This is a genomic window from Thioalkalivibrio sp. HL-Eb18, assembly GCF_000364985.1.
In the GTDB taxonomy this organism is placed as follows: domain Bacteria; phylum Pseudomonadota; class Gammaproteobacteria; order Ectothiorhodospirales; family Ectothiorhodospiraceae; genus Thioalkalivibrio.
The window spans coordinates 147,197-163,471 of the sequence record NZ_KB822963.1 but is presented as its reverse complement, the minus strand read 5'-3'; the positions used below and the strand labels follow the sequence as shown (position 1 = coordinate 163,471).

Annotated in this window: 17 protein-coding genes; 11 read left to right on the top strand and 6 right to left on the bottom strand. The window is 65.6% G+C overall.

What is annotated here, in order from left to right; genetic code table 11:
• Window positions 1-79: 79 nt before the first annotated feature.
• The 5 genes from clpB to F813_RS0104720 all read left to right on the top strand — a co-directional run bounded on the left by clpB (window position 80) and on the right by F813_RS0104720 (window position 7,500).
• Window positions 80-2,662 carry an ATP-dependent chaperone ClpB gene (gene clpB / locus F813_RS0104740; RefSeq protein ID WP_017925764.1) on the top strand — a complete coding sequence of 861 codons (2,583 nt, stop codon included), beginning with the start codon at window positions 80-82 and terminating at the stop codon, window positions 2,660-2,662.
• Between the two features lie 199 nt (window positions 2,663-2,861).
• A complete protein-coding gene (locus tag F813_RS0104735; protein ID WP_017925763.1) occupies window positions 2,862-4,130 on the top strand; it encodes a triacylglycerol lipase in 1,269 nt (422 codons plus the stop codon).
• A gap of 102 nt (window positions 4,131-4,232) precedes the next feature.
• Window positions 4,233-5,396: a putative zinc-binding metallopeptidase gene (locus tag F813_RS0104730; RefSeq protein ID WP_017925762.1), complete on the top strand. Its 1,164-nt coding sequence runs from the start codon at window positions 4,233-4,235 to the stop codon at window positions 5,394-5,396.
• Window positions 5,397-5,423: 27 nt separating this feature from the next.
• Window positions 5,424-7,100, top strand: coding sequence for a BCCT family transporter (locus F813_RS0104725; protein WP_017925761.1), 1,677 nt, complete (start codon window positions 5,424-5,426; stop codon window positions 7,098-7,100).
• A gap of 112 nt (window positions 7,101-7,212) precedes the next feature.
• Window positions 7,213-7,500: a hypothetical protein gene (locus F813_RS0104720; protein ID WP_017925760.1), complete on the top strand. Its 288-nt coding sequence runs from the start codon at window positions 7,213-7,215 to the stop codon at window positions 7,498-7,500.
• A 50-nt stretch (window positions 7,501-7,550) separates the two neighbouring features.
• On the opposite strand, the gene F813_RS0104715 is transcribed toward F813_RS0104720, so the two are convergent.
• The 6 genes from F813_RS0104715 to F813_RS0104690 all read right to left on the bottom strand — a co-directional run bounded on the left by F813_RS0104715 (window position 7,551) and on the right by F813_RS0104690 (window position 10,944).
• Window positions 7,551-8,129, bottom strand: coding sequence for a TM2 domain-containing protein (locus F813_RS0104715; RefSeq protein ID WP_017925759.1), 579 nt, complete (start codon window positions 8,127-8,129; stop codon window positions 7,551-7,553).
• 83 nt (window positions 8,130-8,212) lie between these two features.
• Entirely contained in the window at window positions 8,213-9,211 is a 999-nt protein-coding gene (locus F813_RS0104710; RefSeq protein ID WP_017925758.1) for an NAD(P)H-dependent glycerol-3-phosphate dehydrogenase, read from the bottom strand.
• Between the two features lie 16 nt (window positions 9,212-9,227).
• Window positions 9,228-9,764: a protein-export chaperone SecB gene (gene secB, locus F813_RS0104705; RefSeq protein ID WP_017925757.1), complete on the bottom strand. Its 537-nt coding sequence runs from the start codon at window positions 9,762-9,764 to the stop codon at window positions 9,228-9,230.
• A gap of 109 nt (window positions 9,765-9,873) precedes the next feature.
• The gene (locus F813_RS0104700; protein ID WP_017925756.1) at window positions 9,874-10,152 is read right to left on the bottom strand and encodes a glutaredoxin domain-containing protein; all 279 of its coding nucleotides are present in this window, start codon (window positions 10,150-10,152) and stop codon (window positions 9,874-9,876) included.
• Window positions 10,152-10,580 (bottom strand): rhodanese-like domain-containing protein, encoded by a 429-nt coding sequence (locus tag F813_RS0104695; RefSeq protein WP_017925755.1) that lies wholly within the window; start codon window positions 10,578-10,580, stop codon window positions 10,152-10,154. Before F813_RS0104695 ends, F813_RS0104700 begins: the two co-directional genes overlap by 1 nt.
• A gap of 28 nt (window positions 10,581-10,608) precedes the next feature.
• Window positions 10,609-10,944 (bottom strand): helix-turn-helix transcriptional regulator, encoded by a 336-nt coding sequence (locus F813_RS0104690; protein ID WP_017925754.1) that lies wholly within the window; start codon window positions 10,942-10,944, stop codon window positions 10,609-10,611.
• A 77-nt stretch (window positions 10,945-11,021) separates the two neighbouring features.
• On the opposite strand from F813_RS0104690, the gene F813_RS0104685 reads away from it, so the two are divergent.
• From F813_RS0104685 to ruvA, 6 genes are all read left to right on the top strand, one after another.
• Window positions 11,022-12,221 carry a murein hydrolase activator EnvC gene (locus F813_RS0104685; RefSeq protein ID WP_038059969.1) on the top strand — a complete coding sequence of 400 codons (1,200 nt, stop codon included), beginning with the start codon at window positions 11,022-11,024 and terminating at the stop codon, window positions 12,219-12,221.
• Between the two features lie 141 nt (window positions 12,222-12,362).
• The gene (locus tag F813_RS0104680) at window positions 12,363-13,649 is read left to right on the top strand and encodes a S41 family peptidase (protein ID WP_017925752.1); all 1,287 of its coding nucleotides are present in this window, start codon (window positions 12,363-12,365) and stop codon (window positions 13,647-13,649) included.
• Window positions 13,650-13,663: 14 nt separating this feature from the next.
• Complete coding sequence (locus F813_RS0104675) at window positions 13,664-14,218, top strand: DJ-1 family glyoxalase III (RefSeq protein ID WP_017925751.1); 555 nt, start codon at window positions 13,664-13,666, stop codon at window positions 14,216-14,218.
• Window positions 14,219-14,378: 160 nt separating this feature from the next.
• Window positions 14,379-15,116: a YebC/PmpR family DNA-binding transcriptional regulator gene (locus F813_RS0104670; RefSeq protein ID WP_012983384.1), complete on the top strand. Its 738-nt coding sequence runs from the start codon at window positions 14,379-14,381 to the stop codon at window positions 15,114-15,116.
• Between the two features lie 21 nt (window positions 15,117-15,137).
• On the top strand, window positions 15,138-15,653 hold the full coding sequence (gene ruvC, locus F813_RS0104665) for a crossover junction endodeoxyribonuclease RuvC (RefSeq protein WP_017925750.1): 516 nt from the start codon (window positions 15,138-15,140) through the stop codon (window positions 15,651-15,653).
• On the top strand, window positions 15,650-16,255 hold the full coding sequence (ruvA, locus tag F813_RS0104660; protein ID WP_017925749.1) for a Holliday junction branch migration protein RuvA: 606 nt from the start codon (window positions 15,650-15,652) through the stop codon (window positions 16,253-16,255). The genes ruvC and ruvA overlap by 4 nt, the downstream gene beginning before the upstream one ends.
• The last annotated feature ends 20 nt before the right edge of the window (window positions 16,256-16,275 follow it).

The following is a 16,275-nucleotide window of genomic DNA, read 5'->3' as shown; positions in this document are numbered from 1 at the left end:
GCCAGCTTGAAGCTGCGAGCATTGCCCCCATCGTTCGTGTCAGTTCACCAAGATTTGACCGAGGGGTTTCCCAATGCGAATGGATCGCCTGACCACCAAGTTCCAGTCCGCGATCGCCGATGCGCAGTCACTTGCCGTTGGCCGCGACCACCAGTTCATCGAACCGTCCCACCTGTTGCTGGCGTTGCTGGACCAGGATGGCGGTACCGTGCGCCATGTGCTCGACCGCGCGGGCGTCAACGTGCGCCAGCTGCGTTCGGCACTGGGCGAGGCGTTGGACCGCATGCCTCGCGTCGAGGGCGCGGCCGGCGAGGTCCATGTCTCCAATGACCTGGGCCGTCTGCTGAATGTCTGCGACAAGCTGGCCCAGCAGAACAAGGATCAGTACATCTCTAGCGAGCTGTTCCTGCTTGCCGCCGTCGACGAGAAGGGTGGCGTGGGCGAGATGCTGCGCCAGGCCGGCGCCAACAAGGACGCGCTGGACAAGGCCATACATGACATCCGCGGTGGCAACCAGGTGGACAACCCGGACGCAGAGGAGAGCCGCCAGGCGCTGGAGAAATACACCACCGACCTGACCGAGCGCGCCGAGCAGGGCAAGCTGGACCCGGTGATCGGGCGTGACGAGGAGATTCGCCGCTCGATCCAGGTGCTGCAGCGCCGCACCAAGAACAACCCGGTGCTGATCGGCGAGCCCGGCGTCGGCAAGACCGCGATCGTCGAGGGCCTGGCCCAGCGCATTATCAACGGCGAGGTGCCCGAGGGGCTCAAGGACAAGCGCGTGCTCGCGCTGGACCTGGGGGCGCTGCTGGCCGGGGCCAAATACCGCGGCGATTTCGAGGAACGGCTGAAGTCCGTGCTCAAGGAGCTCTCGCAGGAAGAGGGTCGCGTGATCCTGTTCATCGACGAGATCCACACCCTGGTGGGTGCCGGCAAGGCCGAGGGTGCGATGGATGCGGGCAACATGCTCAAGCCCGCGCTGGCACGGGGCGAGCTGCACTGCATCGGCGCGACCACGCTGGATGAATACCGCCAGAACATCGAAAAGGACGCCGCGCTGGAGCGCCGCTTTCAGAAGGTACTGGTGGATGAGCCTACCCTGGAGGACACGATCGCCATCCTGCGCGGGCTCAAGGAACGCTACGAGGTCCATCACGGGATCGAAATTACTGACCCGGCCATCGTGGCCGCCGCGCAGCTCTCGCAGCGCTACATTACCGACCGGCAACTGCCGGACAAGGCGATCGACCTGATCGACGAGGCGGCCAGCCGCATCAAGATGGAGATCGACTCCAAGCCCGAATCCATGGATCGCCTGGAACGCCGCCTGATCCAGCTGAAGATCGAGCGCGAGGCGCTGAAGAAGGAATCCGACGACGCCTCGAAAAAGCGCCTCGACACGCTGGAGGACGAGATCAAGCGCCTGGAGCGCGAGTACTCCGATCTGGAAGAGGTGTGGAAATCCGAGAAGGCCTCGGTCTCCGGCGCCGCGCAGCTGAAAGAAGAGCTTGAACGCGCGCGAATGGAGCTGGAGACGGCCCGCCGCGCCGGGGATCTCTCGCGCATGTCGGAGCTGCAGTATGGCCGTATTCCGGACCTGGAAAAGTCCCTGGCCATGGCCCACGAGATGGAGAGCCAGGAGACCAAGCTGCTGCGTACCAAGGTGACCGACGAAGAGGTCGCCGAGGTCGTCTCGCGCTGGACCGGCATCCCGGTCTCCAAGATGCTGGAGGGCGAAAAGGACAAGCTGCTGCGCATGGAGGAGGCGATCGGCGCCCGCGTGGTCGGCCAGTCCGAGGCGGTCAATGCGGTGGCCAATGCCATCCGCCGCTCGCGAGCGGGCCTGTCGGACCCGAATCGCCCGAACGGCTCGTTCCTGTTCCTCGGTCCGACCGGTGTGGGCAAGACCGAGCTGACCAAGGCGCTGGCCAGTTTCCTGTTCGATACGGAAGAGGCCATGGTGCGCATCGATATGTCGGAGTTCATGGAGAAACACTCCGTGGCGCGGCTGATCGGGGCGCCCCCGGGCTACATCGGCTACGAGGAAGGCGGCTACCTGACCGAGGCCGTGCGCCGCAAGCCGTACTCCGTAATCCTGCTGGACGAGGTCGAAAAGGCACACCCGGATGTCTTCAACGTGCTGCTGCAGGTTCTGGACGACGGCCGCTTGACCGATGGTCATGGCCGTACCGTGGACTTCCGCAACACGGTGATTGTGATGACCTCCAACCTTGGCTCGCAGCAGATCCAGGAGATGGCCGGCGAGGAGAACTACGACGCGATGAAGGCCGCGGTGATGGAGATCGTCGGGCAGCACTTCCGCCCCGAGTTCATCAACCGCGTGGACGACGTGGTCGTGTTCCACCCGCTGGAACGCGAGCAGATCCGCGCGATCGCCGACATCCAGTTGCAGTACCTGCGCAAGCGGTTGGAGGAGCGCGACCTGTCGATCACCATCACCGACGCCGCGCTGGATCACCTGGGCGCGGCCGGGTTCGACCCGGTGTACGGCGCGCGTCCGCTCAAGCGGGCGATCCAGACCCAGCTGGAAAACCCGCTGGCACAGTCGCTGCTGGCCGGCGAATTCGGCCCTGGCGACACCATCGAGGTGGACATGGCCGACGGGCATCTGGCCTTCACCCGCGCCGCGGCGGCCGCCTGACCCGGGCCGCTTCTGTCCATGATCGCAAGGCCCGCTGCGTGCGGGCCTTTTTTGTGGGAAGTCCGTGGCGTTCCGGTCACGGTGATACCGGGTGGCAGCAGGCGATCGGGCGCGTGCGCCGCTATCCTGAGAGGAACAGGTGGGCGGCGAGACGCACGAGCCGCTTGTTGGACTGATCCGGGTGGGCAGGAAGGCGGACATGGACGGAGCAAGGATTGCCGCGCTGGTGCTGGCGGCGGGGTGGCTGACGGGCTGCGGGTTGTGGGATGCGCGTGGACAAATGCAGATGATGGGCCAGGCCTGCACGATTTCCGGCACCGTAGTGGCGGATGACGCGGTCCCGGGGCCGTATGTGGTCGCGGTATTCCGCGCGCCGATGGAGGAGGGCGCGGTTCCGGAACCGGTGGACCATGTCGTGAGTGCCGGTGGCGGCGAGTGGTTCTTTGGCTTGGCGCCGGGGCGTTACCAGGTCCTGGCCTTTGCCGACCCCGAACGTGACGGCCAGCACGAGGCGGGGGCGCCGGTATACCTGGCGAACCAGGGCGGCATGCTGGACTGCCCTGCGGGCACGCGCTTGGGCAATATGGAGATCCAGATCGAGGGTGAAGGGGTCGCGGGGCATGCGATCGCGCTGCCCGTCATGCGCGGTGCCGGTCCGGATGGCAGTCCCATCAGCGTTGGGGGGGTCACGGCGTTCGGGGAAGTGACCACGCTGGATGATCCGCGTTTCGACGACGATGTCGCGCGCGGGAGCCAGTGGCGGCCGGTGGATTTCATGCTGGCTGGTTATGCCGGGATCTATTTCCTGGAGCCCTACGACCCCGACCGCATCCCGGTGCTGTTCGTGCATGGGATGAATGGCTCCCCGCGGGGGTTCGCCGAACTCATCGACCAACTCGATCGCGAGCGCTACCAGCCCTGGCTGTATTACTACCCGTCCGGGCTCCCCCTGCAGTCCATCGCCGCACACCTGGCCCAGACTCTGGAAGAAATCGAGTTGCGCTATGAAGTGGAGTCGCTGCCGGTCGTTGCGCACAGTATGGGCGGCCTGGTGGCAAAGGGCTTTCTGCATGAGCGCGCACGTCGCGCGTCGCCGGCCCATATCCCGCGAATGATTGCGCTGTCTACGCCCTGGCATGGGCATGCGGCTGCGCAGTCGGGGGTGGATCGCTCGCCGGTGGTGATCCCGGTCTGGCGCGACATGGTGCCTGGCAGCGAGTACCAGCGCCGGTTGTTCGAGTCGGAGCTGTCGGGTGAGACCGAGCTGCACTTGCTGTTCAGCTTTCGCCGTCCGGATAGCGGGGGGCGTGCGGGTACGGATGGCGTGGTCACCCTGGCGACCATGCTGTATCCCCCGATTCAGGAACTAGCGAGCAGCGTCTACGGCGTGGACACCACGCATGCGGGGATTCTCACGCATCCGATGGCGCTGGAGCGGGTGCAGATGCTGCTCGAGTCTGGCTCCTGACAGGGCCATCGGGGTGGGCATGTACGCGACGCATGCAGCGGTTTTGGCGTAGGCTGAAAGGCGCGCCGCGAATCGCGGTGGTGCGCTTTTCGGGAGGTCGCAATGCAGCTGTTCGAGTGTGAAAGCTGCGGTAGTGTCATTTACTTCGACAACACCTACTGCAATCGCTGTGGCTATCGCCTGGGCTTTCTGCCCGACCGTCTTGAGCTGTCGGCGCTGGAGATGGCCGGGGATGCGCTTTACTCCTCCGGGGAGCCGATCCCGGGCGGGCTGTGGCGTGTCGCGGGCGAACCTGATGGGCCGCTTTATCGCCAGTGCCGCCACTACGCGGTGGACGCGGTCTGTAACTGGATGGTGCGCCACGATGACCCGGAGGGCTATTGCCGCGCGTGCCGGCTGAACCGCACCATCCCGGACCTGAGCGTGCCCGGCAATGCGCGTCTGTGGGAGCGGCTGGAGACGGAAAAGCGACGCCTGGTCTATAGCCTGCTGCGTCTGGGGTTACCCGTTGTGTCCAAGCAGACGGACTCCGCCGGCGTGGCGTTCGATTTTCTTGCCGACCCGAACCCCGCGTTCTACGAGGGAGGCGGCGTGGTGACCGGGCATGCGAACGGCGTGATCACACTCAACATCGCGGAGGCGGACCCGGCCGTGCGCGAGAGCATGCGCGAGGCCATGGCCGAGCCCTACCGCACCATCCTCGGCCACTTTCGTCATGAATCGGCGCATTACTACTGGGATCGGCTGATCCGTGGTACGCGCTGGCACGAGTACTTCCGTGGCCGCTTCGGCGATGAACGCATCGACTACGACGAGGCGTTGCGACGCCATTACGAGGATGGGCCGCCCAGCGACTGGCAGAACCATTTCGTGTCCGCCTATGCGAGCTCCCATCCCTGGGAGGACTGGGCCGAGACCTGGGCGCATTACCTGCATATCGTCGACGCCCTCGATACGGCGGCGGCCTATGGCATGGATGTCGCGCCCAGTGTTGGAGAGGCGGCGAGGCTCGGGCCGCAGGGCGGGCAGTCGCATTTCGACGCCTACGCTACCGACGATCCGGATGCCCTGGTCGCGCACTGGCTGCCGCTGGCCGCAGCCCTGAACAGCCTGAACCGCAGTATGGGGCATGCCCATGTCTATCCATTCGTATTGACACCGGAGGCGATCTCGAAGCTGGGTTTCGTGCATCGGGTCATCCAGGATTTTCGTACCGGTAACCGTTCCGCAGGCGAGCGGGAACTGCTGCACACGCATCGCGTCTGAGGGCCGGACACTTCAGGGAGGAAGCGGATGTACAACGTCGCGACCCGAGGACCGTTCAAGGGGTTGAACCCGCGCGTGGCCCCGGTTGCATTGCTGCTGGTGGTGCTGATTGCACTGTTTGCGATCTACCGCACCGAACAGCTCGAACGGGTCGTCTTTGATGCCCGCGCCTTTCTGACACCCTTTCTCGAGTGGTACTACGTGGTTGCGATGGCCCTGTTCCTGGTCATCGTGATCTGGCTGGGGGTCGGGCGCTATAAAAACGTGCGCCTGGGGCGCGATGACGAGGTACCGGAATTCACTACGGTGTCGTGGCTGGCGATGCTGTTCGCCGCCGGCATGGGTGTGGGCCTCCTGTTCTGGGCGGTGGCCGAGCCGCTCAGCCACTACGGGGGCAACCCGTTCCTGCTGGACAATGGCGAGACGGCCGAGGCCGCCGACATGTCCATGGTGCTGACCTATTTTCACTGGGGCCTGAACGCCTGGGCGGTGTTCGCCCTGCTGGCGCTGATCCTCGCCTATTTCGGTTTTCGCAGGGGACAACCGCTGGCACTTCGTTCCGCGCTGCATCCCCTGATCGGGAAGTACAGCCATGGCTGGCCCGGCGACATTGTCGATCTGCTGGCCATCCTGGCCACGGTGTTCGGGATCGCGACCACCCTGGGTCTGGGTATTCAGCAACTGGACACCGGGCTGGTGCATACCCTGGGGATTTCCGGCGGCGAAAACGGGCAGCTGTTCCTGGCGGCACTGCTGACGGTGATCGCGATTGTTTCGGTCATTACCGGCGTCCAGGTCGGTGTGCAGCGGGTCTCGCAGGCCAATATGTGGTTGAGCGTGGCGCTGATGGGCCTGCTGCTGATCTGGGGGCCGACCCAGTATCTGCTGGCGCTGTTCGTGCAGTCTTCCGGCAGCTACCTGCAGAACCTGCTGGGGCTGTCGCTGTACACCCACGCCCATCAGGAGGACGCCTGGCACTCCGACTGGACGGTGTTCTACTGGGGCTGGTGGCTGGCCTGGGCCCCGTTTGTCGGGTTGTTCATTGCGCGCATCTCGCGCGGGCGCACGCTGCGTGAATTCGTCCTGGGCGTGTTGCTGGTGCCCACGGTGATTACCTTCTTCTGGCTGTCCATGCTGGGTGGTACCGCCCTGTACGCGGAGGTCAACGGGGTCGCGGATATTGCCGACAAGGTCTCCGAGGACCTGACCATGGCCACCTTTGCGACGATGGATACGCTGGAGCCCTGGCTGGTGGCCAAGGTCGGGGGCGGGCTGATCACCATCCTGATTGCGACCTACCTGCTGACCTCCGCCAACGCCGGGATCGTCGTGATCAATACCCTGCTGGCCCACGGTTCTACAGAGCACCGCAAGCGGCATCTGACCATCTGGGGTGCGCTGATCGGACTGATCACTGCGGTGCTGCTACTGGCGGGTGGACTCGAGGTCCTGCAAAGCGCGGTGATCCTGGCGGCCCTGCCGTTTTCGCTGGTGATCCTGATGATGATCGTCGGGCTGATCCGGGGGCTGGAGCAGGAGCGGTGGGCACCGCGTCCGGGCGAGAGGACGATTCTGCCCAGCGAGCCCTGGCAGGTGCCGGCAGATCGCATTAGTGAGGATTATGACACCGAGGACGATGCCCCCGAATCCGGCCCGGACGACGACAATCCGGAAGACCGGGAGCCACCGCAGCGGCCGTGGTGAGGATCGGGCGCTTCGCCGGTCGTGGCGGAAAGTCCCGCCGGCTTTGCGTTCACTTTTGGACGCGGCGGCCTTGCCTTAGCCTGTGCACACATTCGATAACCGAGAGAGCACCATGAGCGACGATACCCTGCAGCTGTCCGGCGACCTGATCCAGAAGATTCAGGATGTGCTGGTCGAGACCGATCCCAAGGCCCAGCAGCCCATCGTGGCCGTGCAGTATCTGAGCGCGATCACCGGTTTTCTGGTGGCGCAGATGCCGGAATCGGTGAACGAGCGCAAGGAGTATCTGAAACAGCTCTCGCAGTTCACCGAGTCGGTGTTCGTGGATATGGAGAGCCGCAAGCAGGCGGCCCCGCCGCCGCAGGAGGCCAGTGGCGTCTGGCGCCCGGGCGACAACTGAAGTCCGGTTGCCCGCCTGTGTGCGGGAATGAAGCGCCGGGCTGGCGGAGGTCAGTCGTCCCCGGCGTCGTCCTTCTTGCGTGAACGCATCTGGCGCAGCATCGCTTCCTGCTCATTGAAGCTCGGCATGCGCCGCTTGCCGCCCACGTCGCGGTCACGATCGTTCGCTCCGGCGGGGCCGGGGTGCCCGGCGCGCTCGCCTTCCTTGATCGACTGGTATTCGGTCAGTTCGCGCTGGGCATCCTCGTCGCTGGTGTAGCGGCCGCGATAGTCCTGCGGCGGCTTGTGGCCCTTGCGCAGGAACACCTGCTTGCGCAGTTCCTTGTTGTAGTCTGTCACGCGGCGGTCGATCCAGATCAGATCAAACGCCGCCCAAGCGGCCATGGCACCCGCCGGGATCAGCCACCACCAGCCAGCCATAAGCCAGGCCGTGATCAGAAGTGCCGCGCTCAGGCCGATGTAGCCCGCGCCCCCCAGGGGCTCACGCAAATAGAAGCGGTGCAGTCCCAGCGGAAACAGGACCCAGGCGATGTAGGCGGGCGGGCGCGTGCGCATCTCGGCCGCGAGTTTTGCGTTGATCGCCTGCAGGCCGCCGCCTTCGAGATCCAGTTCCTTCCACGCCTTGCGCATGGATGCCTCCCAGCTGTGAACAATCGTCCGTGCACCGTAACGGACCGTCCCGGCAGGTGCGATTGTTCGGGTTCGGCTCGGGGTTACCCGGCCGGGTTCTCGTGGGTGGGGTCGCGCTCCAGGAGGCGGCGCGCGGCCTCGCGTACCGGGCGGTCCTGGTAGAGCACCGCGTGGACCTCCGCGCAGATGGGCATGTCCACCGACAGCGTCCTGGCGCGGGCGTTGATCTGCCGCGCGGTCTCCACCCCCTCGACCGACTGGCCGATACGGGCGCGAGCCGTCTCCAGGTCGTAGCCCTGCCCCAGCAGGCGGCCCAGGCGGCGGTTGCGCGACTGGTCATCGGTACAGGTGAGGATCAGGTCACCAAGCCCGGACAGCCCGGTCAGGGTGCCCGGCTGGGCACCAACCGCCTCGCCCAGGCGCTGCATCTCGGCCAGGCCGCGGGTCATCAGTGCCGCACGAGCGTTGGCGCCGTAGCCGGCGCCGTCGGCGATCCCGGTCGCGACGGCCAGCACGTTTTTCAGTGCGCCACCGAGCTCCACGCCGATCACGTCGGGATTGCGATAGATGCGCAGGGCCTCGCCATGCAGGGCCCCGGCCAGCCGGTCCAGGCTGCGCTCGCTCTGCGAGGCCGCTGTCAACGCGGTGGGTTGGCCACGGGCCACCTCTGCGGCGAAGGAAGGCCCGGAGATCAGCGCGGGCGGGAAGACGGCGCCCAGTTCTTCCTCGGCGATCTCGTGCAGCCAGGCCCCGCTGGAGGTCTCGAGCCCCTTGGTGGCCCAGGCGACCGTCTGCCCTTCGCGCAGGCGCGGCTGCATCCAGCGCAGGGTCGCGCGAAAGGCTCCGGACGGCACCGCGATCAGCACCAGGTCTACATCGTGGATCACACCGGGGTCGGCGCTGATGGAGAGATTGTCCGGGAAGGGGATGCCGGGCAGGTAGCGGGCGTTCTCGCGCTCGCGACGCAGCCGCTCGGCGACCTCGTCCTTGCGGACCCAGAGCACGACGTCCTGGTGCAGACGCGCGGCATGGATCGCCAGCGCGGTGCCCCAGGAGCCGCCACCCAGGAGTGCGATGCGCACGGGTGCGAGTCTCGGGTCAGGCCTGGGAGGTCGACTCCGGCGCGGCCGCCTGCGAGTCGCCGGATGCCTTTTTCTGGTCTTCCAGGTGTTGCTGGTACAGCGCCTCGAAGTTGACCGGCTGCAGCAGCAACTGCGGGAAGCCGCCCTTGAGTACCAGGTCCGCGACCGTTTCGCGGGCGAACGGGAACAGCAGATTCGGGCAGTAGGAGCCCAGCAGCTGGTTGAGCTGGTCGCGGGGGAAGCCGCGGACGATGAAGACCCCGGCCTGGTTGATTTCGACCAGGTACGCGGTCTTGCCGTTGGACTCGGTCGTCACGGTCAGTTTCAGCTCGACCTCGAACACGCCTTCTTCTTCGCGGATCGGGCGGGCGTTGGTGTTCAGCTGAATGTTGGTGTCGCCCTTCCACTCGTTCAGAAAGATCTCGGGGGCATCCGGCGACTCGAACGAGATGTCCTTGATGAACACCTTCTGGATGGAGAAGCCGGGGTTGTCCTGGGAGTTGCCCTGCGCGCCCGCGCCGTTACCGCTGGTGTTGGAGGTTTCTTCAGCCATGATCTTGTTCCGAGTCGTGGGGAATGGGATTTGTGTGCGGGAATCGTAAAGGAATGTGGCGCCGGATAGGAGTCACGAGGCGGGTGAGTTTTCCCGTCGTCCTGGAGGTTCAGGCGTCGCTGGCGCGCGCAATGCCGACCGCTTCGGCCATGCGGTGCAGTTCACCGGAGCGATCCAGCGCCTGCAACTCGTCGTATCCGCCGATATGGGTGTCACCCAGGAAGATCTGCGGCACCGAGCTACGGCCGGCCCGTTGTTCCATCTCCGCGCGCGCCCCGGATTCGCGATCGACCGGGTGGTCGTCGAACGGGTAGCCGTGGTGGATCAGCAGCCGTCGGGCCAGCAGGCAGAACGGGCAGCGGACTGTGCCATAGACCTCGAAGCGCATTACTTCTTTTTGATTGGCATGCCCGCGGATTGCCAGGCCTGGATGCCGCCCTGGAGATTCACGACATCCTGGAAGCCAGCGGCGGTCAGCTGCGAGGCCGCCATCGCGGAGCGGTTACCGCTGCGGCAGTACACCACCACGGGCTTGTCCTTGTACTTGGCGATGTCGTCCATGCGCTTTTGCAGGCTGCCCACCGGGATGTGCTTGGCCCCACCAATGCGGCCGGAGGCGATCTCGTTATCCTCGCGCACGTCCAGCACCAGGCTGTCGTCCTGATTGATCACGCGCACAGCCTCGTTCGGCGAAAGGGTGCGGTACTTGCGGGTCAGGCGGCGGAACTCGGTGAACAGGATCATCCCGACAACCGCCAGCAGGGCCCCGGTCAGGATCGGGTGATTGGACAGAAATTCAGGGAGTCGTTCGAGCATTCAGGTCGCCGCGTCGGTCAGGGGGATGTCAGGAGCTGCAGAAAACGTCCTGCATCATACCGATCAGGCGCAGCGTGCGGGAGTCCCCCACTCGGTAGTAGACACGGTTCGCATCCTTGCGGGTCGCCAGGATGCCCTTGTCGCGCAGGATGCCCAGGTGTTGCGAAATGTTGCTCTGCGAGGTCCCGACCTGATCGACGATTTCCTGTACGCTGATCTCGCGATCGCCGAGAATGCAGAGGATCTTGAGCCGCAGGGGGTGGGACATCGCCTTGAGCGAGCGCGAGGCCCGTTCGATGTCCTCGTCCTGCGACATCAGTTCTTCTTCGACCATCTTTTCTTCTTCGACCGCTTCGTTGCTCACGGCATGCCTCTTTATTGTTTTGCGAAACAGCAAGCCCGTAACCGGGTGAGAATATAAGTACCTAAACGTACCCCGATATGCGAATTTGCGCAATCTTGACTTCCCGATACCCCTTACTGCTTGTTCTGGTGGCGTTTTTGCTGGCACCCGCGGGCAGCTTGTTGGCGTTTGAACCGGAGGCCGAGCTGGAGGAAACGCTGGAGGCGATCCGCGACCTGGAGCGCAGCCAGGAGGAGCGCCAGGCGGCGCTCGAACGCCTGGAGGATGAGCTCGAGCGCGCGGCGCGGGGCAGCAGCGAGTCGCGGCGCGAACTGCGTGAACTGGAGGCACGGCGCGAGCGACAGGCCGGGGTGATCGCCGAGCACGAGGCGCGCGTTGAACAGGAGGAGGAGCGGCTACGCGAGGAACGCGTGCAGGCGGGGCGCTTGCTGCGTGACCAGTGGCAGCGCGACCGGCATCCGGGGCGAGTGCCGGGCACCGGGGGGGAGGGTGAGCTGAGCCGGTTGCACCCGGAGATTGCCGCGCGGCTGCGTGAGGCGCGGGCCGAGGCGTTGTCGGCCCTGGGCGAACAACTGGCGGTGTTGCGGGCCGCCCGCGATGATCTGGAACGCGAGCAGGCGGTGCTGGCCGAGCAGGAGGCAGAGTTGCGCGAGGTCGTGGCGGATCTCGAACGCGAGGAGGAACGGCAGCGTCTGGCGATGGCCGAGCTGGAACGCGCGATCGAGGACGAGGCGCTGGAGCTGGCACGGTTGGAGCGCAATGCCGAGACCCTGGAGGACCTGATTCGCGAGGTGGAACGCGATGCGGCGGAACGCGAAGAGCGTGCCGCGCGGGGCGATCCTCCACCCGAGCGTGCGCCGGTTCGTTCCGACGTCGACTTTGCCGACCTCCAGGGCGAGTTGCCCAGGCCCGCGGACGGCTCGGTCGTCCGGCGTTTCAACGAGCCGCGCGGCAGTCGTCTGCAGTCACGCTGGCGCGGGACCGTGCTGGAGGTCGACAACGGCGAGTCGGTGCATGCCGTCCATTTTGGTCGTGTGGTCTACGCTGACTGGATGCAGGGCTACGGTTTTCTGGTCATCCTCGATCACGGGAACGGCTATCTGACCCTTTACAGCAACCTGGAGGAGATCCTGGTCGCCGAGGGTGAAGAGGTCGAGGGCGGCACGCGCATGGCCCTGGCCGGCGCCGGGCGCGAGGCCATCGCGCCGGGGCTCTATTTCGAGATCCGGCGAAATGGCGATCCGTTGAACCCTGAGGATTGGTGGCTATCTCAATGACGAGCATCACGAAAAAAACGTGACCGTGTTTGAAGGATTTGTCGGGCGAAAACAGCAGACGCAGTCGGGCGTTCAGGCATGGGTCAGATTCCCGGTGCTACCATCGACCCGGTAAATACCTCCGTTTCTAGAGGATCGGTAATGAAGAAGTCGTGTCGCACTGGGTACGCCCTGGTGGTGGGTTTGGTGGTCGGTGTCATGCTTAGCGTGTCGGTGGCGGTGTATGCCGATCGCGAGAATGGCGCACAGAATGCCTTGCCGGTGGAGGACCTGCAGCGGTTTACCGAGGTGTATATGCGCATCAAGCGCAATTACGTCACCGAGGTGGACGGCAAGGAGCTGCTGGATAACGCCATCCAGGGGATGCTCTCCGGGCTGGATCCGCATTCGGCCTACCTGGACGAACAGGACTTCGAGGACATGCAGGTCGGCACCTCCGGCGAGTTCGGCGGTCTGGGGATCGAGGTCGGTATGGAGGATGGCTTCGTCAAGGTCATTGCCCCGATCGATGGCACCCCGGCGAGCAAGGCCGGCATCCAGGCGGGTGACCTGATCATTCGCCTGGACGGTGAATCGGTGCAGGGCATGACGCTGTCCGATGCCGTCTCCAAGATGCGCGGCGAGAAGGGCTCCGACATTACTCTGACCATCGTCCGCGAGGGCGAGGACCAGCCGAAGGAGATCACGCTGACGCGCGACCGTATTCAGGTCCAGAGCGTGCGTTCCGAGATCCTCGAAGACGGGTATGGCTACCTGCGTATCAGCAACTTCCAGCAGCGCACCGCGCGTGACGTTGTGCGAGCCGTCGAAGAGCTGAAGGAAGAGGGCGATCTGCGCGGCCTGGTGCTGGATCTGCGCAACAATCCGGGCGGCATCCTGAATGGTGCGGTCGGTGTGTCCGATGCTTTCCTGGAGGAAGGGCTGATCGTTTATACCGAAGGTCGGTTGGAGGACTCTCAGTTCCGCTATCAGGCCTCGCCGGGTGATGTGCTCGGCGGTGCCCCGATGGTGGTACTGGTGAACCGGGGTTCGGCCTCGGCCTCCGAGATCGTGGCCGGCGCCCTGCAGGATCACAAGCGCGCGGTGGTCATGGGCCAGAACACCTTTGGCAAGGGTTCGGTGCAGACAATCCTGCCGCTGACCGAGAACACCGGTATCAAGCTGACCACGGCGCGTTACTTCACGCCGGATGGGCGCAACATCGAGGAAGAGGGAGTAGCACCCGACATCCGGCTGGAAAACCTGACGGTCACGCGTGCCGAAGGCGAGGATGAGCGTGACGCCCAGGCGCGTATGCAGCGCGAGCTGCAGGGCGAGGACGTGCCGGAAGACGATGACGACAATGGCGAGAGCCTGGCCGAGCGTGATTACGGTCTGAGCGAGGCCCTGAATCTGCTCAAAGGGCTGAACATCTACAGTCAGCGCTGATTGGGGGTGCGGCCATGACGGAGGAAACACCACGTGTCCTGGTGCCGCTGGCGGCCGGGGCCGAGGAGCTGGAGGCCGTCACCATCATCGACCTGTTGCGCCGCGCGCGCTTCGAGGTCACGGTCGCGGGGCTCGAACAGGGCCCCGTGCGCTGTTCCCGCGGGACGGTGATCCAGCCGGACACCACGCTGGATGCCATTCAGGACGATGCCTTCGACCTGATCGTGTTGCCCGGTGGTCTGCCGGGGGCCGATCACCTGCGCGACAACCCGCATGTACAGGCGATGCTGCGGGCACAGGCCGAGCGCGACGGCTGGCTGGGTGCGATCTGTGCCGGGCCCAAGGCGCTGGCACAGGCGGGGGTGCTGGAAGGTCGTCGGGTGACCTCGTTTACCGGGGCGCTGGACGAATCGGGCATCCCCTCTACCGGGGGACTGGTCGAGGTTGACGGGCGCATCATCACCGGCCGCGGTCCGGGCGCGGCGATGGACTTTGCCCTGACCCTGATCGAGCAACTGGCCGGGCGCGAGGCCCGCGAGGCCGTCGAGGGACCGTTGCTGCGTCCTTAGAAAGACAGACCTTTCCTGCTCCCGTGCAAGCCCTGCGCGGTTCCATCCAGCGTCACTTCGCATCCTGGCATGAACCCGACAGCCCCAGTCGATTAGACTGTGCGGGTCTCGCGGTCGCCTGGCCGCGCCCAACGAACCCAACCCAAGGAGTCGTGACCGAATGGCAGGCCACAGCAAGTGGGCGAACATCCAGCATCGCAAGAACGCCCAGGACGCCAAGCGCGGCAAACTCTTTACCAAGCTGATCCGCGAGATCACCGTCGCTGCCCGGCAGGGCGGGTCCGACCCCGAGACCAATCCGCGCCTGCGCCTGGCGATCGACAAGGCGCTCGGCGCCAACATGACGCGGGATACCATCGAGCGCGCGGCCAAGCGCGGCGCTGGCGAGACCGACGGGGCCGCGATGGAGGAGATCCGCTACGAGGGCTATGGCCCGGGCGGCGCGGCGATCCTGGTCGACTGCATGACCGACAATCGCAACCGGACCGTGGCCGAGGTGCGTCACGCCTTCTCCAAGATGGGTGGCAACCTGGGGACCGATGGCTCGGTGGCCTACCTGTTCCAGAACAAGGGCGTGATTCGTTTTGCGCCGGGGCTGGACGACGAGACGGTCATGGAGGCCGCGCTAGAGGGTGGGGCCGAGGACGTGCAGGTCGAGGACGACGGCGCGATCGAGGTGATTACCGAGCCCGATACCTATCAGGACGTGCGCCAGGCGCTGCTGGACCGAGGGCTGGAGCCGGAGAGCTCGGAGGTCACCTGGCGCCCGGAGACCCTGTCGCCACTGGATGCGGAGACCGCCGAATCCGTGCTGAAACTCCTGGAGATGCTGGACGACCTGGATGACGTGCAGAACGTCTTTACCAACGCCGACTTCCCGGAAGGCGTGGGGCAGTAGCGCGAGTTCCTGGACAAGCGAATGCGCATCCTTGGTATCGACCCCGGCTCGCGGATCACTGGCTTTGCGGTGATCGAGTACGCCAAGGGCCAGGGCCGTTCCCGCGGCCATGGCGTGATCCGGCCCAGATCCAAGGGGTTTCCCGAACGCCTGGGCGAGATCTTCACCGGCGTGGTCGAGGTGATCGGTGAACTCAAGCCCGACGTGCTGGCGATCGAAACGGTATTCGTCGCGCGCAATGCGCAGTCGGCGATCAAGCTGGGGCACGCCCGGGGGGCCGCCATCTGCGCGGCGACTCAGGCCGGGCTCCCGGTACATGAATATGCCCCGCGTGCGATCAAGATGGCCGTGGTCGGCGTGGGCAGCGCGGACAAGGAGCAGGTCCAGCACATGATGCAGCAATTGTTACGTCTGACCGAACCGGCCAGCAGCGATGCCGCCGATGCCCTGGCCGTCGCGCTGTGCCATGCCCATACCGCCCAGCACCAGGCGCGTCTGGCAGGCGCCGCCTCGGCCGTGATTGGGGGGCGCCCGTGATTGCCCGGCTGGAGGGGACGCTGATCAGCCGCGAGGTGAATGGCGTGGTGATCGATGCGGGGGGTGTGGGCTACGAGGTCGAGGTCCCGCTCTCCACGCTGGCGGCCCTGCCGGAGCCGGGCGAGACCGTGGTCCTGACCACGCACCTCGTGGTACGTGAGGATGCGCACCAGCTGTTCGGGTTCATGCACAAGCGCGACCGCGATCTGTTCCGGCGCCTGATCCGAGTCAACGGGATCGGGGCCAAACTCGCGCTCGCGATGCTCTCGACCTATGCAGGTGACGAACTCGCCGGCCTGATCAGCGGCGGTGACGTGACCGGGCTGGCCAAGGTCCCGGGGATCGGCAAGCGCACGGCTGAACGCGTGGTGCTGGAGCTGGGCGAGCGCCTGGCCGAGATGGGATTCGCGGCTGCGCCGGGGGGTGCCGACGCAGGGGCCGATATCCCGGGTGCCGCGATGGACGGCGAGGCCCTGGCAGCGCTCGAGTCATTGGGTTATCCACGCGCCAGCGCGGAGAAGATGGTCGCCGCCGTGCGCGATCAGGCCGACTCGGTGGAGTCGCTCGTGCGTCTCGCACTGCGTGCGACCGTAAGGCGTTGAGTACCCGGCCCGGTATTACC

What these genes read in the sequence shown, in the direction of transcription:
- clpB (WP_017925764.1), top strand. Translation starts at nt 80, where the DNA reads ATGGATCGCCTGACCACCAAGTTCCAGTCCGCGATCGCCGATGCGCAG.
- F813_RS0104735 (WP_017925763.1), top strand. Translation starts at nt 2,862, where the DNA reads ATGGACGGAGCAAGGATTGCCGCGCTGGTGCTGGCGGCGGGGTGGCTG.
- F813_RS0104730 (WP_017925762.1), top strand. Translation starts at nt 4,233, where the DNA reads ATGCAGCTGTTCGAGTGTGAAAGCTGCGGTAGTGTCATTTACTTCGAC.
- F813_RS0104725 (WP_017925761.1), top strand. Translation starts at nt 5,424, where the DNA reads ATGTACAACGTCGCGACCCGAGGACCGTTCAAGGGGTTGAACCCGCGC.
- F813_RS0104720 (WP_017925760.1), top strand. Translation starts at nt 7,213, where the DNA reads ATGAGCGACGATACCCTGCAGCTGTCCGGCGACCTGATCCAGAAGATT.
- F813_RS0104715 (WP_017925759.1), bottom strand. Translation starts at nt 8,129, where the DNA reads ATGCGCAAGGCGTGGAAGGAACTGGATCTCGAAGGCGGCGGCCTGCAG.
- secB (WP_017925757.1), bottom strand. Translation starts at nt 9,764, where the DNA reads ATGGCTGAAGAAACCTCCAACACCAGCGGTAACGGCGCGGGCGCGCAG.
- F813_RS0104700 (WP_017925756.1), bottom strand. Translation starts at nt 10,152, where the DNA reads ATGCGCTTCGAGGTCTATGGCACAGTCCGCTGCCCGTTCTGCCTGCTG.
- F813_RS0104695 (WP_017925755.1), bottom strand. Translation starts at nt 10,580, where the DNA reads ATGCTCGAACGACTCCCTGAATTTCTGTCCAATCACCCGATCCTGACC.
- F813_RS0104685 (WP_038059969.1), top strand. Translation starts at nt 11,022, where the DNA reads ATGCGAATTTGCGCAATCTTGACTTCCCGATACCCCTTACTGCTTGTT.
- F813_RS0104680 (WP_017925752.1), top strand. Translation starts at nt 12,363, where the DNA reads ATGAAGAAGTCGTGTCGCACTGGGTACGCCCTGGTGGTGGGTTTGGTG.
- F813_RS0104675 (WP_017925751.1), top strand. Translation starts at nt 13,664, where the DNA reads ATGACGGAGGAAACACCACGTGTCCTGGTGCCGCTGGCGGCCGGGGCC.
- F813_RS0104670 (WP_012983384.1), top strand. Translation starts at nt 14,379, where the DNA reads ATGGCAGGCCACAGCAAGTGGGCGAACATCCAGCATCGCAAGAACGCC.
- ruvC (WP_017925750.1), top strand. Translation starts at nt 15,138, where the DNA reads ATGCGCATCCTTGGTATCGACCCCGGCTCGCGGATCACTGGCTTTGCG.